The following is a 23,929-nucleotide window of genomic DNA, read 5'->3' on the forward strand; positions in this document are numbered from 1 at the left end:
GACACCGTGCAGGGGTGAGGGCGTCGCCGCCCGACCCCTTCAGGGTGGCCGCCGACGTCGGGCGGCCTGACCAGCGCCGCTGCGCGGCGCGTAAGCTCATGGTGCAGGGCTCCCGCTTCCCCCGACGCGGCGAGGCGAGGCAGGTCGTGGGGATCCGCCGCTGCGGTGTACGTCGAGCGGAGGGCCCGCTGCCACAACGGCGGGCCAGCCGCACTCATCGCACAGGGAAACGCCGCAGGCCGGACCCCGAGGGGATCCGGCCTGCGGCGTGGGAACGACGGTCGGGTCAGTGGGCGTACTTGCCCCGAGAGAACTCGTAGACCCACCCGAAGGTGAAGTAGGCGCCCGCGATGACGCCGATGATGAAGATCCACCAGCCGACGGCCAGACCGGTCACGATGATCGCGCAGGCCAGGCCGAGGCCCAGCGGCCACCAGCTCCAGGGAGCGAAGGTGCCGTAGGTGCCGGCGTAGTCGGCGATCTGGCCGTCCGCATCATCGGCGGGCCCGACGCCGTACTTCCGCTCGGTGACGTTCAGGTACCACGCGATCATCCAGGACATCCCGGCCAGGGCGTAGAGGGCCGGGATGCCTGCCCACTCGGTCCACTCGACCCAGAACCCGTAGAGGGTGGCGGCTGCGATGAAGAACAGGCCGATGATCCAGAAGATGTTGGCTGCGACCTTCACTGTGCGACCTTCTCTCCGAAGGCCTCAGACGTGTTCTGAGGCGAGTGCGGGAAGAGCTCCGGGTGGTGCAGATCCAGCGCCGGACGCTCGGAGCGGATGCGCGGCAGGGAGTGGAAGTTGTGCCGCGGCGGCGGGCACGAAGTGGTCCACTCGAGCGAGGCGCCGAAGCCCCACGGGTCGTCAACGGTGACCTTCTTGCCATAGCGCGAGGTGATGTAGACGTTCCAGAAGAACGGGATCAGCGACGCGCCGAGAACGAAGGAGAACACCGAGGAGAACGCGTTCATCGCCTGGAAGCTGTCCTCCACCATGTAGTCCGCGTAGCGACGGGGCATGCCGATGACACCGAGCCAGTGCTGGACCAGGAACGTGCCGTGGAAGCCCACGAACAGCATCCAGAACTGGATCTTGCCGAGACGCTCGTTCAGCATCTTGCCGGTGAACTTCGGCCACCAGAAGAAGAAGCCGGCGAACATCGCGAACACCACGGTGCCGAAGATGACGTAGTGGAAGTGCGCCACGACGAAGTACGTGTCGGACACCTGGAAGTCCAGGGGCGGCGACGCCAGGATGACGCCGGTCAGGCCACCGAACAGGAAGGTGACCATGAAGCCGAGCGTCCACAGCATCGGGGTCTCGAAGGTGATCGAACCGCGCCACATGGTGCCGATCCAGTTCACGAACTTCACGCCGGTCGGGACCGCGATGAGCATGGTCATCACGGAGAAGAACGGCAGGAGCACGGCGCCGGTCACGTACATGTGGTGCGCCCACACCGTCACGGAGAGCGCGGCGATCGCCGTCGTCGCGAACACGATGGACTTGTAGCCGAAGATCGGCTTGCGGGAGAACACCGGGATGATCTCCGACACGACGCCGAAGAACGGCAGGGCGATGATGTACACCTCGGGGTGGCCGAAGAACCAGAAGAGGTGCTGCCACAGGATGGCGCCGCCGTTCTCCGGGTTGAAGATGTGGCCGCCGAAGCGACGGTCCAGGCCCAGCGCGAAGAGCGCGGAGGCAAACGGCGGGAACGCCACCATGATCAGGATGCCGGTGATGAGCGTGTTCCAGGTGAAGATCGGCATGCGCCACATCGTCATGCCAGGAGCACGCATCGTCAGGATCGTGGTGATGAAGTTGACGCCGCCCATGATCGTGCCGAAGCCCTGGAGGACCAGACCGAACACCCAGAGGTCACCGCCGACGCCCGGCGAGTACGTGGTGTTGGAGAGCGGGGCGTAGGCGAACCAGCCGAACGAGGCCGCACCCTGCGGGGTGAGGAAGCCGGCGGTCGCGATGAGCGAGCCGAACAGGAAGAACCAGAACGCCAAGGCGTTCAGACGCGGGAAGGACACGTCCGGAGCACCGATCTGCAGCGGCACCAGCACGTTGGCGAAGCCCGTGAAGAGCGGGGTCGCGAACATGAGCAGCATGAGCGTGCCGTGCATGGTGAACAGCTGGTTGTACTGCTCCTTCGTCTGCAGGATCTGCATGCCGGGCTCGAAGAGCTCCGCGCGGATCATGAGGGCCATGACGCCGCCGATGCAGAAGAAGACGAAGGACGTGATCAGGTACATGTACCCGAGCACCTTGTGGTCGGTCGTCGTCAGCCAGCTGACGACGATCTTGCCCAGCGAACGGGGCACCACACGAGGCTGCGCCTGTGAGCGCACCTCATCCGTTGCGTACTCGTAAGTGGTCATCAGTGGCTACCTCCACCGCGGGGGGTCTGGAGATCGCGCTCCATCGTCCCGGCGCCGTCAGGGTTGTTGTTGGGATTGCGGCTGTACTCGTCGCCCACCTGACCCGGCTCCATCTCCTCGAGGCGCTGGACGAACTCCGCCTCGTCGACGACCTCCACGTTGAAGAGCATCTCGGAGTGGGACTCGCCGCACAGCTCGGCGCACTTGCCGTCGTAGCTGCCCAGCTCCTGGGGGGTCAGGTACAGGTGGTTGGTCTTGCCGGGCACCATGTCACGCTTCTGGAGGAACTGCGGGATCCAGAAGGAGTGGGCCACGTCACGGGACTTCAGCTCGAAGTGCACCGGCACGTCATTCGGCAGGTACAGGACCGGAAGGGTGTCACGCACGCCCTCGGTGCCGTCCAGCTGGGCCTGGATTCCGGAGTAGTGGGCCTCGATGACCTCGCCGTTCTCCTGCTCGTAGGAGTAGTTGAAGTCCCAGGACCACTGCTTGCCGTACACGGTGACGGTCAGCGGCGAGTCGTCCACGGGGCGGTCGACCTCGGTCTGGACGCGGTTGGTGAAGCCCCAGAAGGTGACGACCATCAGGATCGGGATGGCCGTGAACATGGTCTCGAGCGGCACGTTGTAGGCCGTCTGCTTCGGGAAGCCCTGGTCGTTCTTGCGGCGGCGGTACGCCACCATGCACCAGATCATGGCGCCCCAGGCCAGCAGGCCGACGACCATGGCCGCGATCCAGGAGTTCACCCACAGGTCGGTGAGCTGGGCGTTGTGGTTGGTGGTGTCCCGGGTGCCGGGGTACCAGCCGCGCTGGACCTCTGCCGAACACCCGGTCAGCACCAGGAGCGCCGTGGTGCCCACGGCACCGGCGGTCCAGCGGCGGCGAGTCCGACGTCCGGCGTCATTCTGTGCTCTCACAGACGGCCTTCCTCTTCATCTCGTGTGCGAGGGGCGTGCCCGCTCCCCCGGCGATTCGGCGACTTCTCGCAGCGTCCTCGCAGGGAGCACGGGTATGCCCTGATGATTCAGAGCCAGTCTAAGCCGAAACGAGCGGATTCTCCGCACCGTGACACGGGCGGATCGTGTCTGGGAGCCGGGTCCGAGCATCCTGGGCGCGGTGCCCGAGCACGACGACGGCGGGCCGGCCGAGGCCGACCCGCCGGTTCGCGGTCCGAGGCGCTCCGGGCGCCCGCAGATCAGTGGAAGGAGTCGCCGCAGGCGCACGAGCCGCCTGCGTTGGGGTTGTCGATCGTGAAGCCCTGCTTCGAGATGGTGTCCTCGAAGTCGATGGTCGCGCCCATGAGGTAGGGCACGCTCATCTTGTCGACGATCACCTCGACCCCGTCGTAGTCACGGACGGTGTCGCCGTCGAGGACGCGCTCGTCGAAGTAGAGCTGGTAGATCAGGCCCGAGCAGCCGCCCGGCTGCACGGCGACGCGCAGCCGCAGGTCCGTGCGGCCCTCCTGCTCGAGCAGCGAGCGCACCTTGCCGGCCGCCACGTCGGTCAGCTCGACCTCGTGCGGGGGCAGGCCTTCGGCGTCCTGGGTCGCGCCGATCTCGACGCCGGTCTCCTCTGCGGACAGAGCCATCGTGACCTCCTCAGATCATGGGGCGCGGACGGGGCTGTCACGCGCGTGTGGTCTTCAGGACAACACTAGCCGCCCACGGGGCATTCCCGGCCCGCCGCACCGGCGGCGGGCCGGGCACTCACGGGAGAGCCGCGCGAGCCAGAGCGCCTCGGCCACGACGGCCCGCTTGAAGTCGTCGATGTGCAGCGACTCGTTCGCCGAGTGCGCCCGCGTGTCCGGGTCCTCCACGCCCGTGATGAGGAGGGTGGCCTCCGGGAAGACCTCGGCGAGGTCCGCGGTGAACGGGATGGAGCCGCCCATGCCGATCGCCCGGGGCTCGACGCCCCAGGCGTCCTCCAGGGCGGCCATCATCGCGGCCGCGGCAGGGGCCGAGGTGTCCGTCGTGAACGGCTGACCGAATTCCCCCGCGGTGACCGTGATCTCCGCGCCGAGCACCGCCGCGGACTGCGCCTCCAGGTGGGTGCGCAGCGCCTCGAAGGCCTCCGCGGGGTCCATGCCGGGGCCCAGGCGCAGCGAGAACTTGGCGCGCGCCGCGGGCTGGATCGTGTTCGAGGACTCCGCGACGGAGGGTGCGTCGATCCCGATGATGCTCAGCGCGGGAGCGTTCCACAGCCGGTCCGCGACCGGACCGCGGCCGGCCAGGGTCACTCCGTCCAGCACGCCCGCGTCCGCACGGAAGACGTCCTCGGGGTAGTCCAGGCCCGCCGTCTGCCGCGGCTCGAGGCCGGGCACGGCGACCGCGCCGTCCGCGTCGTGGAGCGTGGCGATCAGCCGTGAGAGCAGGACGACGGCGTCCAGGACCGGCCCGCCGAACATGCCGGAGTGCACGGCGTGGTCGAGCACCCGGACGGTCACCGTGCCGTCCACCAACCCGCGCAGGGACGTGGTCAGCGCCGGCTCCCCCACGGCCCAGTTGGACGAGTCCGCGACGACGATCGCGTCGGCGTCGAGGCGCGCCCGGTGCCTCTCCAGGAAGGTGCGGAAGGTGGGCGAGCCGGCCTCCTCCTCGCCCTCGATGAAGACGCGGACGCCGACGCCGGCGTCGGGCAGGACGTCCCGCAGGGCGGCGAGGGCGGCGAGGTGGACCATGATGCCGGCCTTGTCGTCGGCGGCGCCGCGGCCGTAGAGCCGCCCGCCGCGCTCGGTGGCCACGAGCGGCGGGGTGTCCCAGAGGTCCTCGTCCCCGATCGGCTGCACGTCATGGTGGGCATACAACAAGACAGTGGGCTTGTCTGAGGCGCCGGGCTTCTCACCGATCACCGCCGGCCCGCCGGGCCGGCCGTCGTCGCGGGTCTCGGTCACGATCTCCACATGCTGCAGGCCCGCCTCGCGCAGCAGGCCCGCGACGGCCTCGGCGGACCGCTCGAGCTGGGTGCGGTCCGCTGAGTCCCAGGCGATGCCCGGGATCGCCACGAGGTCGGTGAGGGTCTGGAGGGTCGTCGGGAAGCGGGCCTCGACGGCCTCACGGACGGCGGAGACGAGGGGCGCGTCCTGCGGCGCACGGGAGGTGATGTCAGTCATGACGGCCAGCGTAGACGGCGGCCGGGCCGCGGGCCGCGCCTGAGGGCGGGCGGGACGCGCCCCACCACTAGACTGGTCGGGTGTTCAAGCGAGACAAGACCCCCGAGACCGCGCCCACCCCCTCGACTCACGGCTCCTCCGCCGCGCCGGCCGAGGGCGCCGCCGTGGCCGAGGCCGGGCCGCGCGATCGCTCGCAGGGCAAGAAGGGTCCGACTCCGCGGCGCCGCGACCAGGAGGCCGCGCGCCGGCGCACCCTGGTCCCCGAAGATCGCAAGGCGGCCCGCAAGGCCGAGCGTCAGGCGATGGCCCAGGAGCGGATGCGCCAGCGCGCCGCGCTGGAGACCGGGGACGAGCGCGGTCTCCCGGCGCGCGACAAGGGACCGCAGAAGCGCTGGGTCCGTGACTACGTGGACGCACGCACCGGCATCGGCGAGTGGCTCATGCCCGTCGTCTTCGCCTACGTCCTGCTCATGTTCATCCCCGGCCGCGAGGCGCAGCTGATCCTGATGATCAGCCTGTACGTCCTCGTGGCCCTCGTGCTCATCGAGAGCTTCCTGGTCAGTCGGCACATCAAGAAGGGCCTCACGGAGCGCTTCGGCACGCCGGAGCCCGGGACCGGCTTCTACGGCATCATGCGCGCGCTGCAGTTCCGCCGCCTGCGTCTGCCCAAGCCCCAGGTCAAGCGGGGCGAGTACCCCGCCTGACACGGCGCCGCGCGACGGCCCGGACCCCGGTGGGTCCGGGCCGTCGCGTCCCAGGCGGGCAGACCGTCAGCCCCGCAGGGATCGGGCCAGCCCGGCGGTGATCCGTCCGGCCCAGAACGGCCCCTCGTAGAGGAACGCGGTGTAACCCTGGACGAGGTCCGCGCCCGCGTCGAGCCGGGCCTGGACGTCGGCGGCATCCGTCACCCCGCCCACGCTGACGACGGCGGCGCCCGCGGGCAGCGCGGCGCGCAGGACCGCCAGCACGCGCATCGACCGCTCCTGCAGCGGGGCCCCGGACAGGCCGCCCGCGCCCAGGGCGTCCACGTCGGCACGCGGGGTGCGCAGACCCTCCCGGGAGACGGTCGTGTTGGTCGCGATGACGCCGTCGAGCCCGAGGCGCTCGGCGAGCGCCCCGACGGCACGCACGTCGACGTCCGCCAGGTCCGGGGCGATCTTCACGGTCAGTGGCACCCGCCGGCCCGGGACCGCACGGTCGGCCTCCTCGCGCACCGCCGTGAGGATCGGCTCCAGCGCGTCGATCTCCTGCAGCTGGCGCAGCCCCGGCGTGTTCGGGGAGGACACGTTGACCGTCAGGTAGTCGGCGTGGGGCGCGAGCAGGCGGGTGGAAGCCCGGTAGTCGTCCGCCGCGTCCTCGAGCGGGACCACCTTGGTCTTGCCGATGTTGACGCCCAGGACCGGCCGGGTCGGACCGAAGCGGCGCTCCAGGGTCTGCCGGGTCCGCGCCAGGCGGGGGGCGACGGCCGCCGCGCCGTCGTTGTTGAAGCCCATGCGGTTGACCAGCGCCCGGTCGTCCACGAGACGGAACAGTCGGGGCTGCGGGTTGCCGGGCTGCGGCTGCGCCGTGATCGTGCCGACCTCGATGTGGCCGAACCCGAGGTCGGCCAGGGCGGCGGTCCCCCGGCCGTCCTTGTCGAACCCCGCGGCCAGGCCGAAGGGCGTCGGGAACCGCAGGCCCATGACCGTGCGCCCGAGCATCGGGTCCGGGCGGAAGGCGGCGCGCAGGGCGGCGGACGCCCCTGTGCGCTCGGCCAGCCGGATCGCGTCGAAGCCCCGATGGTGCGCCTGCTCCGCGTCCATGCCGCCGAACACGGCACGGAAGAAGGGCGGGTACAGGCGAGGCGCACGGGAGGTCAGGAGGCCGCCGACGGCGGACGTGGGATCAGGCAGCTGCATGCCCCCATCCTCGCACGGGCCTCCCGCCCGCCCGGGGTCCTCCTAGAGTGGTCGGATGGCCCGTGACCCGATCCAGCCGCCGCCCCCGGACCCATCCGCCCCGCACGGTGCACCCGCCGGCGGACCGACGGAGGAGGACACCCGCCCGTTCCTCGACGATCCACCGGGCCTGGGCTGGGTCCCGGACGGACTGCCGGGCTTCGAACGAAGCACCCTCGGCCTCGACACTGATGAACAAGGCCAGAACCTTGTCACAGTGGTGCGGCCGCGCGCCGACGTCGCCCGTGACCCGGCCCGGCGGCCCATCCTCTCGGTGCACGGCTGGAGCGACTACTTCTACAACGCCCCGCTCGCCCACGCGTTCGAGGCCGCCGGCTACGCCTTCCACGCCGTCGACCTCCGCCACTACGGCCGCTCGCTGCGCGCGGGGCAGACACCCGGCTGGACGGACGACCTGGCCCGCTACGACGCGGACCTCGAGGCCGCGTTCGAGACCATCGCCCGGGACCACCCACTGCCGCCCATCCTCATGGGCCACTCCACCGGCGGGCTGATCGCCGCGCTGTGGGCGGACCGGAATCCCGGCCGCCTCGCCGCGCTCGTGCTCAACAGCCCGTGGCTGGAGATGCAGGGCAACACGGGCGTGCGCCTTCTGGCGAAGTCCATCGTGGGGCCCGTCTCCGCGATGAAGCCCTACGCCATGCTCACGCTGCCGCGCATCGACCACTACTGGCGCACCCTCTCGGACCAGGCCGAGGGCGAATGGGACCTGCACCCGCTCTGGCGTCCCCCGCACGCCTTCGAGGTGCCGGCCGCCTGGCTGAGCGCGGTCCTCTCGGGGCACCGGGCCGTGGCCGGGCGGCTCGACGTCTCCGTGCCGATCCTCGTGCTCGTCTCCGCGCGCGGGCATCGGGGCACGTCCTACGGCGAGGCGATGCTGACCTCGGACATCGTCCTGGACCCCGATGCCATGGCCCGCCGCTCCCTGCGGCTCGGCGACCGGGTGACCGTCCACCGGCTCCCCGACGCGCTGCACGACGTGTTCGCCTCCCCCGCGTCGGTGCGCGAGGCGGCCGGCGCCGCGACGCTCACGTGGCTGAGAGCCTACGCGCCGCCGTCGGCCACCGAGGCCGAGTCCGGTGCGCCGGACGACGGCGCCGGCTGAGGGGTGTCCACGGCGCCGCCGTAGCGGCGGTCCCGGCGGGCGTAGGTCTCGACGGCGGCCCACAGGGTCCGCCGGTCGACGTCCGGCCACAGCACGTCCAGGAACAGCAGCTCCGCGTAGGCGGACTGCCACAGCAGATAGTTGGACAGGCGCTGCTCCCCCGAGGTCCGCAGGAACAGGTCCACGTCCGGGACGACGTCGACGTCCTGACCCGTGCGGAAACCGCGGTCGAGGTAGCGGGTGATGACGTCCTCGCTGATCTCGCCCGGCCGCATCCGGCCGGCCCGGACCTCTTCGGCGATGGCCTGGACGCCATCCAGGATCTCGGCCCGGCTGCCGTAGTTCACGCACATGTGCAGCGTGGTGCCGGTGTTGTGGCGCGTGAGCTCCTCGGCCTCCTGCAGCTCCCGGATCACGGGGGTCCAGAGGCGCGGGGCCCGACCGTTCCACCGGATCCGCACGTTCCACGAGTGCAGGGTGTCCCGTTGCCGGCGCAGCACGTCCCGGGAGAAGCCCATGAGGAAACGCACCTCCTCCGCCGAGCGCCGCCAGTTCTCCGTGGAGAACGCATACGCGGACACGTGGCCGATCCCCAGCTCCACCGCCCCGGCGACGACGTCCAGCAGCGCCGCCTCGCCGGCCCGATGGCCCTCGGTGCGGGGCAGGCCGCGCTGGTTGGCCCACCGGCCGTTGCCGTCCATCACGATCGCCACGTGCCGGGGCACGAAACGCGGATCGATCCGCGGGGCGACCGCACCCGAGGGGTGTGGCGGCGGGGGCTGCGGGGCACGGTCGTCGCTCATGGTCTCCTCTCGACGCGCGGGGCGGGGAGGCCAAGGTCCTGGTCCAGGACGGACAGGGACACCAGGCGCCGCTCGGCGTGGAACTGCAGGTACGCCGCCACGATACCGGCCGCCTCGCGGCGGGCGGGGGCCCCGGAGGCGTCCGCGGTGGCCCAGTCCCCCGCCGCAAGGGCCGAGAGCAGATCGAAGGTCTCCGGGGCCGGGTGCGCGGCACCGGGTGGCCTGCACTCGGGACAGACGTCCCCGCCGAGGCCCACGTGCAGCGCCGTGTGCGGGCCGGGGGCGCCGCAGCGGGCGCACCGGTCGAAGGTGGGGGCCCAGCCGGCCTGGGCGAGCGCGCGCAGCAGGAACGAGTGCAGGATCAGGCGAGGGTCGTGCGCGCCACGGGCCAGCGCGGCCAGCGCGCCGTGGAACAGGCGGTACTGGGCGCGCCGACCGCCGTCGTCGACCGCGGGGACCCGCTCGACGGCCTCGGCGAGGGCGCCGGCGACGGTGTAGGCGTCGTAGTCGGCGGCCAGCATCGTCGCGTACGGGTGCAGCAGCTGCGCCTGGCTCACGGTGTGCAGCTCGCCCCGGCCGCGCGCGAGCTGGAGTGTGGAGTGCATGAACGGCTCCACCACCGAGCCCAGCCGGGAGGAGGTCTTGCGCACCCCCTTGGCCACGGCCCGGACCAGGCCTTGCTCGGGGGTGAGCGCCTCGACGATGCGATCGGCCTCCCCCAGACGGTGGGTGCGCAGCACGATGGCCTCGGTGCGGAACGAGTTCGCCGCGTAGCCGCCGTGCCGCGCACCCCGCCGGGAAGAGCCCGAGCCGTTCACGCGCGCAGGGCGCGGTTCACCGCGGACACCACGGCCTTCAGCGAGGCGGTGGTGGTGTTGTGGTCCAGGCCGACGCCCCAGAGGACACGGTCGCCCACGGCCGCCTCCACGTAGGCGGCGGCCATGGCCGCGCCGCCCTCGGACAGCGCGTGCTCGGAGTAGTCGAGCACGCGGACGTCCACGCCCTCCTCGCCGAGGATGCGCAGGAACGCGTCGATCGGACCGTTGCCCTGCGCCGTGCGGGTCTGCGTGACGCCGTCGACCTCGAGCTCGGCCTCCATCCGGAACGCGCCGTCCTCGCCGGAGGCCGAGGAGACCGAGCGGAGCCGGTAGTGGCCCCACTGCGCCTCCGCCGCGTCGGCGGGCAGGTACTCGTCCTGGAACACACGCCACAGGTCGGCGCCGGAGACCTCGCCGCCCTGGGCGTCGGCCAGATCCTGGATGACGTGGGAGAACTCGATCTGCGCACGGCGCGGCAGGTCCAGGTTGTGCTCGGACTTGAGCAGGTAGGCGACGCCGCCCTTGCCGGACTGCGAGTTCACGCGGATGACGGCCTCGTAGGAGCGGCCGATGTCCTTCGGGTCGATGGGCAGGTACGGCACGGCCCACGGGATGCCGTCCACGTCCGTGCCGGCCGCCTTGGCGTCGACCTCCATGGCCTCGAAGCCCTTCTTGATGGCGTCCTGGTGGGAGCCGGAGAAGGCCGTGAAGACGAGGTCGCCGCCCCAGGGCGAGCGCTCGGGCACGGCCAGCTGGTTGCAGTACTCGACCGTGCGCTTGATGTGGTCCATGTCGGAGAAGTCGATCATGGGGTCGATGCCCTGCGAGTACAGGTTCATGCCCAGCGTCACCAGGTCGACGTTGCCGGTGCGCTCGCCGTTGCCGAACAGGCACCCCTCGATGCGGTCCGCCCCGGCCAGGTAGCCCAGCTCGGCGGCGGCCACGCCCGTCCCGCGGTCGTTGTGCGGGTGCAGCGAGAGGATGAGCGAGTCGCGGTGCTCCAGGTTGCGGTGCATCCACTCGATCGAGTCGGCGTACACGTTCGGGGTGGACATCTCCACCGTCGCCGGCAGGTTCAGGATCATCTTGCGATCGGTGGAGGCCTCCAGGACCGTGGCCACCTCGTCCGAGATGCGCCGGGCGAACTCGAGCTCGGTGCCCGTGTAGGACTCGGGCGAGTACTCGTAGGTGATCTGCGTGCCCCTGAGCTGCTCCTCGAACTTCTTCACCAGGCGCGCGCCGGAGGTCGCGATGTCCACGATCCCGTCCTCGTCCTGCCGGAACACCACGCGGCGCTGCAGCACCGACGTCGAGTTGTACAGGTGCACGATGGCCCGGTCGGCGCCCTCGAGCGCCTCAAAGGTGCGCTCGATCAGGTGCTCACGGGACTGGGTGAGGACCTGGATCGTGACGTCGTCCGGGATGTGGTCGCCCTCGATGAGCTGGCGGACGAAGTCGTAGTCGGTCTGCGAGGCGGACGGGAAGCCGACCTCGATCTCCTTGAAGCCCATGCCGACGAGCAGCTGGAACATGCGCAGCTTGCGCTCGGGGCCCATGGGGTCGATCAGGGCCTGGTTGCCGTCGCGCAGGTCCACGGCGCACCACAGCGGCGCCTTCTCGATGACCTTGTCCGGCCAGGCGCGGTCCGGCAGGGCGACCTCGATCTGGTCCTGGAACGGGACGTACTTGTGGAACTTCATCCCCGACGACTTCTGCAGGTGGGCGCTCATGAGTGTTCTCCCTCGACGTGCGCGCGGCGGGCGCGCGAAAGGTGGATGGTCGGTGGCCGGGCCGGGAGGTCAGAGGCTCCGCACGGGGTGTCCGGTCCGGTGGGAGGCGTCCTGCCTCCGCATGCGCTCAGGCGGCGTGGATCGCGGCCTGGCACGGGTACCCCGTGCGGCCGGGAAGTAGCAGGCGGGCCGTGGCCGGCGCTGTCGTCGCGACGCGGAGGGACATGCCCCCGACCCTAGCACCGAGGTGGGCCGGGCCACAGGGGGCCGCCCCGTGTGACGCACGACGACGGCGGCCCGCTCCGGCGCGTGCGCGCCCGGGCCGAGGTCTCGGGCTCAGAAGCCGAGTCGGCCGAGCTGCTTGGGGTCGCGCTGCCACTCCTTGGCGACCTTGACCCGCAGGTCCAGGTGCACCTTGGTGCCGAGCATGCGCTCGATGCCCGCCCGCGCCTGCGCGCCGATCTCGCGCAGCCGGGAGCCGCCCTTGCCGATGATGATGCCCTTCTGGCTGTCCCGCTCGACGAAGACGTTCGCCCACACGTCCATCAGGGGCCGGTCCGCGGGGCGGTCCTCGCGCAGGGACATCTCGTCGACCACCACGGCCACCGAGTGCGGCAGCTCGTCGCGCACGCCCTCCAGGGCCGCCTCCCGGATGAGCTCGGCGACCATGACCGCCTCCGGCTCGTCCGTGAGCTCACCGTCGGGGTACAGGGGCGGCCCGGCCGGCAGCAGGCCCGCGAAGACGCCCAGGACGTCGTCGACCTGGCGGCCGGCCACCGCCGAGACCGGCACGACGGCCGCGAAGCCCTCCCCGCCGTTCTCCGGCCCGAGGACCTCCTCGCCCAGGGCGGTCACGGCAACGAGCTGGGCCATGAGCTGCTCCGGGCCCACCTTGTCCGTCTTGGTGACCACGGCGACCACGGGGGTGCGGTGCAGGTACGAGAGCTGCTGGGCGATGAACCGGTCGCCCGGGCCGATCGCCTCGTCGGCCGGCAGGCACATGCCCACGGCGTCGACCTCGCTGAGGGTCTCCGCCACGAGGTCGTTGAGGCGCTCGCCGAGCAGGGTGCGGGGCCGGTGCAGGCCCGGGGTGTCCACGAGCACGAGCTGGAAGTCCTCGCGGTGGACGATCCCGCGGATGGTGTGGCGCGTGGTCTGCGGCTTGGAGGAGGTGATCGCCACCTTCTCCCCCACCAGCGCGTTGGTGAGCGTGGACTTGCCGGCGTTCGGCCGGCCCACGAGCGAGACGAAGCCGGAACGGAAGCCGTCCGCGGCGCGGGCCGGATCGACGAGATCGGTCATGGGGTCATCCTTGTCAGGCGGGGCGTGGGGTGGGGCGGCCAGTTCAGGCCACGGGGTCGGTGGGCTCGGCGCCGTGGGCCTGCTCATCGCGCCGGCGCAGCCGCACCGGGCGGTCGGGGGACTCGGAGACGCGCAGGCGCGCGACCCGGTTGCGGCGGGGCTCGAGGGTGTCCGCGACGACCTCGATCCCCTGGACCACGACGCGCGAGCCCTGGATCGGGACGCGGCCGAGCTCCTTGGCGAGGAGGCCGCCGACCGTGTCGACGTCGTCGTCCTCGTCCTCCTCCGGCAGCTCGAACTCCTCGCGGAAGTCGTGGATGCCCATGCGCGCGTCGACGGAGTAGACGCCGGGCGCGACGAACTCCACCTCGGGGCGGTCCGGGTGGTCGTCCTCGTCGTAGATCTCGCCGACGATCTCCTCGATGAGATCCTCGAGCGTCACGAGCCCCGCCGTGCCGCCGTACTCGTCCACCACCACGGCCACGTGGGTGGACTCGCGCTGCAGCTCCTGCAGGAGGGTCGCCACGGACTTCGACTCGGGGACGAAGCGGACGTCGCGCATGACCTCGGTGACGGGGGTGTCGGTCGCCGCGCCGTCGTGGTGCAGGGCGCGGGTGACGTCCTTGAGGTGCAGCATGCCCCGGATGTCGTCGGCGTCCTCGCCGATCACCGGGATGCGGGAGTTGCCGGAGCGCAGGAACAGGGCCATGGCCTGGCCGAGCGTGTGGTCGGCGTCGATCGTGACGACGTCGGTGCGCGGCACCATGACGGAGCGGACGATGGTGTCGTTCATGGAGAACACCGACTGGATCAGCTCCGCCTCGGAGTCGGCGAGCACGTCCGCGTCGTGGGCGCGGGCGACGAACTCGCGCAGGTGGCGCTCCTGGAAGTCGTCCTCGTCCTCCGGCTCGACCTCGCGACGGCGCCGGTCCCGGTCCAGGCGGGCGGCGAGCGGGCCCAGGGCTCGGCGGAGCACCCACACCAGACCGCCGAGGCGGCGGGCGACGGCGGCCTCGTTGCGGGAGCCGATCGGCCGCGGGCTCCAGACGCCCAGCATTGCGGCCACGCCCACGAGCACGACCGCGGCGATCGCCACGGCGAGCCACGTGTCGTCCACCACCGCGTCGGCGGCCGCGGTCAGGCAGACGGCCGACAGGGCCTCGGCCACGAAGCGCCAGACCCGGAGGGCCCCGAGGTGGCTCTCCCGCTCGCGGGCGATCTCCAGGACCTTGGAGCCGGGCTGCTCGCGGACGATGTCCTCCGCGTCCCGCCGGGAGAGGTAGGAGAACGCGGACTCGGCCAGGGACAGCGTCCACGTCAGACCGAGGAAAGCCAGGAAGAGGGCGAAGAGGACGGCGGGCGTCAGCATGGGAGGCACCGTCAATCCTCGACGGTGGGGGCCGGGGCGGGTCGGCCGAGGACCTCGGAGACGAGCCGATCCTGGAGCGTGAACATCTCCTCCCGCTCGGCGTCCTCGACGTGGTCGTACCCGAGCAGGTGGAGCATGCCGTGGGTGAGCAGCAGGAGCAGCTCGTCGTCACGGGAGTGCCCGCCGCGCGCCGCCTGCTCGGCGGCGACCTCGGGGCAGAGCACGACGTCGCCGAGCACGCCCTCGGCCGGCGCCTCGGGCGAGCCGGGGGTCAGCTCGTCCATGGGCAGGCTCATCACGTCGGTGGGCCCGGGCAGGTCCATCCACTCCTCATGCAGCTCGGCCATGCGCGCGGCGTCCACGACGGTCACGGCCGTCTCGGCGCGCTCGTGGACGTGCAGGCGTGCGTAGACGTGCCGGGCCATGCGCAGCAGCGCGTCCTCGGGGACCTCGATCCCCGACTCGTTCAGGATCTCAACGGCCACGGCGGGCCCCTCCTCGCTTCTGGGACCGCTCCGCGGGGCCGCGGGCGGCGTCGTAGGCGTCCACGATGGCGCTCACCAGCGAGTGCCGGACCACGTCCGAGGAGTCGAAGCGGACCACCTCCAGGCCCTCGATCCCCTCGAGCACCTCGACGGCCTGGGCCAGGCCGGACTGGGTGCCGCGCGGCAGGTCCACCTGCGAGGTGTCGCCCGTGACGACCATGCGCGCACCGAAGCCGAGTCGGGTCAGGAACATCTTCATCTGCTCGCCGGTGGTGTTCTGGGCCTCGTCGAGGATCACGAACGCGTCGTTCAGGGTGCGGCCGCGCATGTACGCCAGCGGGGCGACCTCGATGGTCCCGGCCTCCATCAGCCGCGGGATCGACTCGGGCTCGATCATGTCGTGCAACGCGTCGTACAGGGGACGCAGGTACGGGTCGATCTTCTCGGAGAGCCCACCGGGCAGGAAGCCGAGACGCTCGCCGGCCTCGACGGCCGGGCGGGTGAGGATGATCCGGTTGACCTCCTTGGCCTGCAGCGCCTGCACGGCCTTGGCCATGGCCAGGTAGGTCTTGCCGGTGCCGGCCGGGCCGACGCCGAAGACGACGGTGGAGCGGTCGATCGCCTCCACGTAGTCCTGCTGGTGCAGGGTCTTCGCGCGGATGCGGCGACCCCGGCCCGAGAGGATCGAGTCCAGGTGCAGCTGACCCGCGCCGCGCCCGGTGGCGGCGTCGCGGACGTGGTGGACGACCTGGCCCATCACCTCGGGGGTGACCGCCTGGTCGCGGCGGGCGATCGAGCGCAGGTCCTCGACGACGCGCCGCACCGTGGCCACCTCGGCCACCGGCCCGGCCAGGTCCAGCCGCTGGTCGCGGACCGTGACGTCCACGGTGGGGAACACGCCGCCGAGGATCCGCAGCAGGGCGTCCTGCGGTCCGAGCGTGCGGACCATGAGGTCGGCGGACTCGAACGCGACCCCCTCGTGCGCGGTGGCGGGCGGGGTCGGGGTCGTGGGGGGCACGGTCACGATGGGGCGGATCACCTCGGGGTCGCGGGGGCGGGACATCGATTCCATTCTAGGCGTCGGCGCGCCGTCCTGCCGGGGCTCACCAGCGGCCGAGCCGGTGCTGGAGCACGGCGAGGGCGGCGGGGCCGGCCGTGGAGGCGCGCAGCACGTGCGGGCCGAGCCGCACCGGCACGGCCCCCGCGGCCACGCAGGCCTCGAGCTCGGCCGGGCCGATCCCGCCCTCGGGGCCCACGACGACGGCGATCTCGGCGGCCTCGGAGAGTCGTTCCGCCGGCACCGAGGACACCCCGTGCTCCACGTCCTCGTGCAGCACGAGGACGAGCCGGCCGCCGCCGTCGTCCCGGACCAGCCCGGCGACCGCCGTCCCGGAGACGTGGTCCCGGACCGCGGGCACCCGGGCGCGACGCGCCTGCTTGGCGGCCGCGCGGGCCGTGTCCGCCCACTTCTGACGGGCCTTGGCGGCCTTGGGTCCCTTCCAGCGGACGATCGAGCGCTCGGCCTCCCAGGGCACCACGGCGTCCACGCCGAGCTCGACGGCGGCCTGGACCGCCATGAGGTCCCGGTCGCCCTTGGCGAGGGCCTGGACGAGCACGAGCGCCGGGGTGGGTGCCGGCTCCTCCGCCACCGCGTCCAGCCGCACGGACACCCCGTCCGGGGCGGCCGCGAGCACGGTGCCGTGGCCCAGCGTGCCCGACCCGTCGGCCAGGATCACGGTCTCCCCGGGGGCCAGGCGCATGGCCGCGGCGGCGTGGCGGGCCTCGGGGCCACCGAAGTCGACCTCCACGCCGGCGCTCGCGCCGGCCAGGGCGCCAGGCTCGAGGTGGAACAGGGGGGCGGTCACAGGTTCCTCAGGTTCTCCCGCAGCCGGGCGAACATGCCCCTGGCCTGGGGTGCGCCGTGCACGACCTCCTCGCCGCGCACCTCGGCCAGGCGCTCCAGGAGCTGGCGCTGCTCGTCGTCCAGGTCGGTGGGCGTGGTGACCACCACGTCCACCTTGAGGTCACCACGGCCCTGCCCGCGCAGGCGACCGACGCCCAGGCCCTGGAGGACCTCCACGTGGCCGGACTGCACACCCGGGTCCAGACTGACGGACTGCTTGCCGTCCAGGGTGTCCAGCGTGACGGTGGTGCCCAGGGCCGCGGCCGCCATGGGGACGGTCACGGTGGTGGCCAGGTGGTCGCCCTCGCGGCGGAAGGTCTCGTCCGGGCGGACCGCGATCTCCACGTAGAGGTCGCCGTTCGGGCCGCCGCCCGGGCCGGCCTCGCCGCGGCCGGCGAGGTGGATGCGGGTGCCGTCGTCCACGCCCGCGGGGATGCGCAGGGTCAGCGGCGTCCGGGTGCGGACGCGGCCCTGCCCGTCGCACTCGTGGCAGGGCGTCGGGATGACGGTGCCGAACCCCTGGCAGGCGGGGCAGGCCTCGGTGGCCATGACGGTGCCCAGCAGCGACCGCACGGGGCGCTGGATCATGCCGTGGCCGTGGCAGGTCTGGCAGGTCTCCGGCTGGGTGCCGGGCTCGCAGCACGAGCCCTCACACCGCTCGCAGCGCACGGCCGTGTCCAGCTCGATGGTCTGCTCGCCGCCGAAGACGGCATCGCGCAGGTCGATCCGCGCGGTCACCAGGGCGTCCTGGCCGCGGCGGGCGCGGCTGGCGGGGCCACCGCGGCCGCCCTGGCCGGCGGCGTTCATGAAGGTCTCGAAGATGTCGGCGAAGCCCCCGAAGCCTCCCGCCCCACCGAAGCCGCCCGGGAAGCCGGCCTGGCCGTTCTCATTGCCCGTCGTGTCGTAGGCCCGACGCCGGTCCTCGTCCGAGAGCACCTCGTAGGCGTGGGAGATGCGCTTGAACTGCTCGGCCGCCTCCGGGTCGGGGTTGACGTCCGGGTGGTGGGTGCGCGCGAGCTTGCGGTAGGCGCGGCGGATCTCCTCGGTGCTGGCGTCACGGCTGACGCCGAGCGTCTCGTAGTGGTCGGTCACGGTGGGGATTCCTCTCGGGGCGAGCGGGACGTGGGGCGGTGCGGGACGGGGCCCGCCAGGACGCGCGCAGGCGCGTCAGGTGGTCAGGATGCGGGAGAGATAGCGGGCGATCGCCCGGACGGCGGCCATCGTGCCCGGATAGTCCATCCGGGTCGGGCCGATGACACCGAGCTTCGCCACGGCGCCGGGGCCGTAGGCGGCCGCGACCACCGAGGTGTCCGCGAGCGATCCGGCGTTCTCGGAGCCGATCCGCACGGACACCCCGTGGGCGTCCTGCTCCATCTCCGTGAGCAGGCGCAGCAGCACCACCTGCTCCTCGAGCGCCTCCAGGATCGGCCCGATGGACGCGCCGAAGTCCCCCGGGGAGCGGGCCAGGTTGGCGGTGCCGGCCAGGACGATGCGGTCCTGCCGGCCGGCCTCGAGCAGGTCCTGGACGGCCGCGGCCACGAGGGCGGCGGACGGCCGGTGCTCCGGGCGGACCCGGGTGACGACGTCGTCCACCACGGTGGCCGCCTGCACCGGACCGAGCCCCAGCAGGGCGTCCAGCAGGAGGCCGCGGAGCACGGACAGCTCCGCCTCGTCGACCGGACGGTCCAGCACGGCGTGCCGCTGGTCCACCCGCCCCGTGGACAGGATGAGGACCACGAGCACGCGCGTGGGCGCGAGGGAGACCAGTTCGAGGTGGCGGATCGTGGAGCCGTCCTCGTGGGGGAACTGCGCGACGGCGACCTGCTGGGTCAGCTGGGCCAGGAGGCGCACCGTGGACTCCATCATGTGCTCGGTGTCCGTCTCCGGGTCCAGCAGGGTCCGCACGGCCCGGCGCTCGGCCGGGGACAGCGGCTTCACCTCGGAGAGGCGGTCGACGAACACGCGGTAGCCCTTGTCCGTGGGGACGCGCCCGGCGGAGGTGTGCGGGGCCACGATGAGGCCCTCCTCCTCGAGCGCAGCCATGTCGTTGCGCACGGTCGCGGAGGACACGCTCAGGGCGTGCCGTTCCACGAGCGCCTTGGAGCCCACGGGCTCGCGCAGCGCCACGTAGTCCTCCAGGATCGCCTGGAGCACCTGCAGGCGGCGGGGCTGCTCCGACATCTCGGTCCTCCTCTGGTCCGTCGGGATCCGGGGCGACCCCGGAGGTGCCCCTGGCTGGCACTCCGGCGGGTCAAGTGCCAATGCTACCGTCCGACCCGGGGGACGACCCGACCGGCCCGCACGGCTTCGCTCACGGTGATCGCCCGCCCCCGTTGCTACCGTGCTCTCCCATGGACTGGAGCAGCTGGGGCCCCGCGGGCCACGACGACCTGACGCGCCGCCCCGCCCGGACCGTCCCCGATGTGCCCGCCACCCCCGGCACGGTGGTCGAGGACGTGGCCTCCGGGTTCACCGGGGCCGTGATCGGCATCGAGCGCTCCGGCGGCGTGCACGTGGTGGTCCTGGAGGACCGCCGCGGCGTGCGCCGCGGCTTCCCCCTCGGCGGCGGCTTCTGGATCGACGGCGAGCCCGTGACCCTGGTCCCCCCGACCGCCGCGGCCCCGGCGGCGCCGGCCCGCACCGCCTCCGGCTCGCGACGGGTCGAGGGGGCGCGGGCCCGCACCGCCCGCGCCTCTCGCATCTGGGTGGAGGGCGTGCACGACGCCGAGCTGGTGGAGAAGGTGTGGGGCGAGGACCTGCGCCTCGAGGGCATCGTCGTGGAGCCCCTGCACGGCGTGGACGACCTCGCCGGGGCGATCCGTGCGTTCGCCCCCGGTCCGCGGCGCCGGCTCGGGATCCTCGTGGACCATCTCGTCACCGGGTCCAAGGAGGAGCGCCTCGCGGCCGAGGCCATGCGCGTGCCGGGGGCCGCGGGCAACGTGCTCATCCTCGGTCACCCCTACGTGGACGTCTGGCAGGTCATCAAGCCCTCCGTCCTCGGCATCCCCGCGTGGCCCGTCGTGCCGAAGGGGCAGGACTGGAAGACGGGGATCCTGCGGGGACTGGGCTGGCCGCACGGGAGCAAGGAGGCCACGGGGCTGGGGTGGAAGCGGCTGCTCTCCCACGTCACCACGTACGCGGACCTCGAGCCGTCCCTGCTGGGCCGCGTGGAGGAGCTCATCGACTTCCTCACCGCCGCACCCGAGCACTGATCTCGGCGCGGCCCCCGCCCGCCCGCGCTATGCTGGCCCATGCCCTGCGCCCGGTCCCCGGCGCGCGGGTCCCGCGATCCAGGAGGAGCCCCTCGTGAACACCCGCGCGCAGCCCGACGCCGGCCGCACCGGCCACGGCCCGCCCGCCTGGCTCGTCTCGGCCGGCGGCCGCGGCGCCCCGCTCACGGCGAAGCAGGACCGTGACCGCGCGGCGCTGGCCCACCTCAGTCTGGCGTTCGGCGTGCTCGGCCCGCTGGTCGTGTGGCTGCTCTACCGCGACCGCGGCCCGTTCACCTCGCAGGAGTCGCGCGAGGCCCTGAACTTCTCCGGGCCGCCCACGCTCATCACGCTCCTGTTCTTCTTCCTGTCCCTGCTGCCGGTGGTCGGCCCGATCTTCGCGATCCTCGGCGCGCTCACGTGGGCCGCCATGGCGGTCTACGGCGTGATGGGCGCCTCGCACGTGTCCAAGGGCCGTCCGTTCCGGTACCCGTTCAACCTGCGCATCCTGCGCTGACCCGGGGCCGGCCGGTCAGAAGCCGGCCAGCGCCCGGACGATCGCGTCGTTGCGCAGCCGCCCCTCGAGCGTGGGGACGATGCGCCCGTCGACGGCGGCGCGCCCGTCCAGCAGGCCCGCGGCGATGAGTTCGGCGATCGCCCCGCGGGTCCGCGCGGCCTCCCCCGGCGTCTCCGAGACGAGCTCCGCGGTCGGGAGGCCGTCCACCGTGCGCACCGCGAGCATGATGCGCTCGAGGCGCCGCGCGTCGGCGTCGGGCCGCTCGCGGCCGACGGCGGGGGTGACCCCTGTGGCCAGCCGCTGCGCGTAGGCGGCGGGGTGCTTGGCGTTCCAGAACCGGACCCCGGCGAGGTGCGAGTGCGCGCCCGGGCCGATCCCCCACCAGTCCTGGTCCTCCCAGTACGCCACGTTGTGCCGCGCACGGTGGACGCCGGACCCCTGCGGGTCGCGCGCCCAGTTGGACACCTCGTACCAGCGGTAGCCGGCGGCGCCGAGCAGCTCCTCGGCGAGCAGGTACTTGTCCGCCTGGTCGTCGGGGTCCACGTCCGCCACCTCGCCGCGGGCCACCTGGGCCCCGAGCTTGGTGCCCTCCTCCACGATCAGCGAGTACGCGCTCACGTGGTCCGGGGCCAGGACGACGGCGGCCTCGAGCGTGGCCCGCCAGTCGGCGAGGGACTCCCCCGCGGTCCCGTAGATCAGGTCCAGGGACACCTCCAGGCCGGCCTCGCGGGCCGCGGCGACGGCGGCGGGGACGGACTCGGGCCGATGGGTGCGCTCGAGCGTGGCGAGCACGTGCGGCACCGCGGACTGCATGCCCAGGGAGAGGCGGGTGAAGCCGCCGGCCGCGAGCTGGCGTGCGTACTCCGGGGTGATCGTGTCCGGGTTGGCCTCGGTGGTCACCTCCGCGCCGGGCGCGATCCCGAACCGGTCCACCGCCGCCTGGAGGATGCGCACGAGGTCCGCGGCCGGCAGGAGCGTGGGCGTGCCGCCGCCGAAGAACACCGTGTGCAGCGGGCGGGCGGGCACGTCCGAGGACGCGAGCACGTCGGCGGCGAAGTCCAGCTCCGTGACGGCCGACTCCCAGTAGTCGCCGCGACCCGCGCCGGGGCCGAGGTCGACGGCCGTGTACGTGTTGAAGTCGCAGTAGCCGCAGCGCACCGTGCAGAACGGCACGTGGACGTACAGGCTGAAGGTGCGCGCCGCGCCGTCGCGGGCGGCCGCGCGCACCCGCTGCCCGACGTCGGCCGGCAGCCGGCCGTCGTCGGGGACGGGCTCGCCGAGGGGCAGGGCGGGCACTTACTTCTTCGCCGCCTGGTCGGCGCCGGCGCCGTCCGAGGACAGGGCGGCGATGAAGGCCTCCTGCGGGACCTCGACCCGGCCGACCATCTTCATGCGCTTCTTGCCCTCCTTCTGCTTCTCGAGCAGCTTGCGCTTGCGGGAGATGTCGCCGCCGTAGCACTTGGAGAGCACGTCCTTGCGGATCGCGCGGATGTTCTCGCGGGCGATGATGCGCGAGCCGATGGCGGCCTGGATCGGCACCTCGTACTGCTGGCGCGGGATCAGCTCCTTGAGCTTGCCCGTCATCATCACGCCGTACGCGTAGGCGTTGTCCCTGTGGGTGATCGAGGAGAACGCGTCCACCTGTTCGCCCTGGAGCAGGATGTCCACCTTGACGAGGTCGGCGACCTGGTCGCCGTCGGCCTTCCAGTCCAGCGAGGCGTACCCCTTGGTGCGGGACTTGAGCTGGTCGAAGAAGTCGAACACGATCTCGGCCAGCGGGATCCAGTAGCGGATCTCCACGCGTTCCTCGGAGAGGTAGTCCATGCCCTTGAGGTTGCCGCGCTTGGCCTGGCACAGCTCCATGACGGCGCCGATGAACTCGGCCGGCACGATGATCGTGGCCGAGGCCATGGGCTCGCGCACCTCGAGGATCTTGCCCTCGGGGAACTCGGAGGGGTTGGTCACGGTGACGACCTCGCGGTCCTCCCGGGTGACCTCGTAGACCACGTTGGGCGCGGTGGAGATGAGGTCGAGGTCGAACTCGCGCTCGAGGCGCTCGCGCACGATCTCCAGATGCAGCAGACCGAGGAAGCCGACGCGGAAGCCGAAGCCCAGCGCGACCGAGGTCTCCGGCTCGTAGACGAGCGCGGCGTCGTTGAGCTTGAGCTTGTCCAGGGCGTCACGCAGCACGGGATAGTCCGAGCCGTCGATGGGGTACAGACCCGAGAACACCATGGGCTTGGGGTCCTCGTAGCCACCCAGGGACTGCTCCGCCGGGTGGGCGTGGTTGGTGACCGTGTCGCCCACCTTGGACTGACGCACGTCCTTCACGCCGGTGATGAGGTAGCCCACCTCGCCCGCGGCCAGGCCCTTGGTGGGCACGGGCTCCGGGGAGGAGACGCCGATCTCGAGGAGCTCGTAGGTGGTGCCCGTGGACATCATGCGGACCTTCTCCCGCGGGGAGAGCCGGCCGTCCACGACGCGCACGTACGTGACGACGCCCCGGTAGGTGTCGTACACGGAGTCGAAGATCATCGCGCGGGCCGGGGCGTCCGCGTCCCCCTCCGGGCCGGGGATGGCGCGGACCACGCGGTCCAGCAGCTCCTCGACGCCGACGCCCGTCTTGCCGGAGACGCGCAGCACGTCCTCGGGCTCGCAGCCGATCAGGGAGGCCAGCTCGGCCGCGTAGCGGTCCGGATCCGCGGCGGGCAGGTCGATCTTGTTGAGCACGGGGATGATCTCCAGCTCGTGCTCCATGGCGAGGTAGAGGTTCGCCAGGGTCTGGGCCTCGATGCCCTGGGCGGCGTCCACCAGCAGGATCGCGCCCTCGCACGCGGCCAGCGAGCGGGAGACCTCATAGGTGAAGTCCACGTGCCCGGGGGTGTCGATCATGTTCAGGGCGTAGTCCACCCCGTCCACGGACCAGGGCATGCGCACGGCCTGGGACTTGATGGTGATGCCGCGCTCACGCTCGATGTCCATGCGGTCCAGATACTGGGCCTTCATGTCGCGGGGCTGCACGACGCCGGTGGCCTGCAGCATGCGGTCCGCCAGCGTGGACTTGCCGTGGTCGATGTGGGCGATGATGCAGAAGTTGCGGATCACCGAGGGGTCGGTGGCAGCGGGCACCGGGGGGTTCGACGCCAGGGGCGACACGGGCACTTCCTCTACGGGTGACGGGGACGGGGCTCTGACCGCCTAGTCTGTCATGTCCCGCCGCCGACCCG

General features: G+C 72.3%; 22 protein-coding genes. 4 read left to right on the top strand and 18 right to left on the bottom strand.

Translation table 11 applies throughout. The features are described 5' to 3' along the window. Positions 1 to 286: 286 nt before the first annotated feature. From MLUT_RS17615 to MLUT_RS17635, 5 genes are all read right to left on the bottom strand, one after another. Positions 287 to 688, bottom strand: coding sequence for a cytochrome c oxidase subunit 4 (locus tag MLUT_RS17615; protein ID WP_010078635.1), 402 nt, complete (start codon positions 686 to 688; stop codon positions 287 to 289). Beyond that, the gene (gene ctaD, locus MLUT_RS17620) at positions 685 to 2,394 is read right to left on the bottom strand and encodes an aa3-type cytochrome oxidase subunit I (RefSeq protein ID WP_046154732.1); all 1,710 of its coding nucleotides are present in this window, start codon (positions 2,392 to 2,394) and stop codon (positions 685 to 687) included. The genes MLUT_RS17615 and ctaD overlap by 4 nt, the downstream gene beginning before the upstream one ends. Continuing rightward, a complete protein-coding gene (gene ctaC / locus MLUT_RS17625) occupies positions 2,394 to 3,311 on the bottom strand; it encodes an aa3-type cytochrome oxidase subunit II (protein ID WP_036335585.1) in 918 nt (305 codons plus the stop codon). Before ctaC ends, ctaD begins: the two co-directional genes overlap by 1 nt. A 278-nt stretch (positions 3,312 to 3,589) precedes the next feature. Beyond that, a complete protein-coding gene (gene erpA, locus MLUT_RS17630) occupies positions 3,590 to 3,982 on the bottom strand; it encodes an iron-sulfur cluster insertion protein ErpA (protein ID WP_002854644.1) in 393 nt (130 codons plus the stop codon). Between the two features lie 54 nt (positions 3,983 to 4,036). Beyond that, positions 4,037 to 5,503, bottom strand: coding sequence for a dipeptidase (locus MLUT_RS17635; RefSeq protein WP_012750888.1), 1,467 nt, complete (start codon positions 5,501 to 5,503; stop codon positions 4,037 to 4,039). Positions 5,504 to 5,583: 80 nt separating this feature from the next. On the opposite strand from MLUT_RS17635, the gene MLUT_RS17640 reads away from it, so the two are divergent. Beyond that, positions 5,584 to 6,207 (top strand): DUF3043 domain-containing protein, encoded by a 624-nt coding sequence (locus MLUT_RS17640; protein WP_002854649.1) that lies wholly within the window; start codon positions 5,584 to 5,586, stop codon positions 6,205 to 6,207. Between the two features lie 66 nt (positions 6,208 to 6,273). Here MLUT_RS17640 and MLUT_RS17645 read toward each other — a convergent pair whose 3' ends face one another. Beyond that, a complete protein-coding gene (locus MLUT_RS17645) occupies positions 6,274 to 7,401 on the bottom strand; it encodes a quinone-dependent dihydroorotate dehydrogenase (RefSeq protein ID WP_010078630.1) in 1,128 nt (375 codons plus the stop codon). A gap of 55 nt (positions 7,402 to 7,456) precedes the next feature. Here MLUT_RS17645 and MLUT_RS17650 point away from each other — a divergent pair, with 55 nt between their 5' ends. After that, positions 7,457 to 8,566 (top strand): alpha/beta hydrolase, encoded by a 1,110-nt coding sequence (locus MLUT_RS17650; protein WP_010078629.1) that lies wholly within the window; start codon positions 7,457 to 7,459, stop codon positions 8,564 to 8,566. Here MLUT_RS17650 and MLUT_RS17655 read toward each other — a convergent pair. The 10 genes from MLUT_RS17655 to hrcA form a co-directional block, all read right to left on the bottom strand. After that, the gene (locus MLUT_RS17655; protein ID WP_010078628.1) at positions 8,506 to 9,369 is read right to left on the bottom strand and encodes an isoprenyl transferase; all 864 of its coding nucleotides are present in this window, start codon (positions 9,367 to 9,369) and stop codon (positions 8,506 to 8,508) included. The two genes, MLUT_RS17650 and MLUT_RS17655, sit on opposite strands and share 61 nt — an antisense overlap. Then, complete coding sequence (gene recO / locus MLUT_RS17660; protein WP_010078627.1) at positions 9,366 to 10,187, bottom strand: DNA repair protein RecO; 822 nt, start codon at positions 10,185 to 10,187, stop codon at positions 9,366 to 9,368. The genes MLUT_RS17655 and recO overlap by 4 nt, the downstream gene beginning before the upstream one ends. Then, on the bottom strand, positions 10,184 to 11,917 hold the full coding sequence (gene leuA / locus MLUT_RS17665; RefSeq protein ID WP_010078626.1) for a 2-isopropylmalate synthase: 1,734 nt from the start codon (positions 11,915 to 11,917) through the stop codon (positions 10,184 to 10,186). The genes recO and leuA overlap by 4 nt, the downstream gene beginning before the upstream one ends. 336 nt (positions 11,918 to 12,253) lie before the next feature. Continuing rightward, positions 12,254 to 13,219 (bottom strand): GTPase Era, encoded by a 966-nt coding sequence (gene era / locus MLUT_RS17670; RefSeq protein ID WP_010078624.1) that lies wholly within the window; start codon positions 13,217 to 13,219, stop codon positions 12,254 to 12,256. A gap of 43 nt (positions 13,220 to 13,262) precedes the next feature. Continuing rightward, complete coding sequence (locus MLUT_RS17675) at positions 13,263 to 14,588, bottom strand: hemolysin family protein (protein WP_010078623.1); 1,326 nt, start codon at positions 14,586 to 14,588, stop codon at positions 13,263 to 13,265. Between the two features lie 11 nt (positions 14,589 to 14,599). Next, complete coding sequence (gene ybeY, locus MLUT_RS17680) at positions 14,600 to 15,073, bottom strand: rRNA maturation RNase YbeY (protein ID WP_010078622.1); 474 nt, start codon at positions 15,071 to 15,073, stop codon at positions 14,600 to 14,602. Further along, a complete protein-coding gene (locus tag MLUT_RS17685; protein WP_010078621.1) occupies positions 15,063 to 16,136 on the bottom strand; it encodes a PhoH family protein in 1,074 nt (357 codons plus the stop codon). Before MLUT_RS17685 ends, ybeY begins: the two co-directional genes overlap by 11 nt. Before the next feature lie 40 nt (positions 16,137 to 16,176). After that, the gene (locus MLUT_RS17690; RefSeq protein WP_010078620.1) at positions 16,177 to 16,938 is read right to left on the bottom strand and encodes a 16S rRNA (uracil(1498)-N(3))-methyltransferase; all 762 of its coding nucleotides are present in this window, start codon (positions 16,936 to 16,938) and stop codon (positions 16,177 to 16,179) included. Beyond that, on the bottom strand, positions 16,935 to 18,068 hold the full coding sequence (dnaJ, locus tag MLUT_RS17695) for a molecular chaperone DnaJ (RefSeq protein ID WP_010078619.1): 1,134 nt from the start codon (positions 18,066 to 18,068) through the stop codon (positions 16,935 to 16,937). Before dnaJ ends, MLUT_RS17690 begins: the two co-directional genes overlap by 4 nt. Positions 18,069 to 18,143: 75 nt before the next feature. Continuing rightward, positions 18,144 to 19,157, bottom strand: a complete 1,014-nt coding sequence (hrcA, locus tag MLUT_RS17700) for a heat-inducible transcriptional repressor HrcA (RefSeq protein WP_010078618.1) — start codon at positions 19,155 to 19,157, stop codon at positions 18,144 to 18,146. 170 nt (positions 19,158 to 19,327) lie between these two features. On the opposite strand from hrcA, the gene MLUT_RS17705 reads away from it, so the two are divergent. Then, positions 19,328 to 20,188 carry a DUF3097 family protein gene (locus MLUT_RS17705; protein WP_010078617.1) on the top strand — a complete coding sequence of 287 codons (861 nt, stop codon included), beginning with the start codon at positions 19,328 to 19,330 and terminating at the stop codon, positions 20,186 to 20,188. Positions 20,189 to 20,282: 94 nt separating this feature from the next. Further along, positions 20,283 to 20,702 (top strand): DUF4870 domain-containing protein, encoded by a 420-nt coding sequence (locus MLUT_RS17710; protein ID WP_002854682.1) that lies wholly within the window; start codon positions 20,283 to 20,285, stop codon positions 20,700 to 20,702. 15 nt (positions 20,703 to 20,717) lie between these two features. Here MLUT_RS17710 and hemW read toward each other — a convergent pair whose 3' ends face one another. Both hemW and lepA read right to left on the bottom strand, forming a co-directional pair. Further along, entirely contained in the window at positions 20,718 to 21,998 is a 1,281-nt protein-coding gene (hemW, locus tag MLUT_RS17715) for a radical SAM family heme chaperone HemW (protein ID WP_010078616.1), read from the bottom strand. Beyond that, complete coding sequence (lepA, locus tag MLUT_RS17720; RefSeq protein WP_010078615.1) at positions 21,999 to 23,858, bottom strand: translation elongation factor 4; 1,860 nt, start codon at positions 23,856 to 23,858, stop codon at positions 21,999 to 22,001. Between the last annotated feature and the right edge of the window lie 71 nt (positions 23,859 to 23,929).

Source organism: Micrococcus luteus NCTC 2665 (assembly GCF_000023205.1).
Lineage (GTDB): Bacteria > Actinomycetota > Actinomycetes > Actinomycetales > Micrococcaceae > Micrococcus > Micrococcus luteus.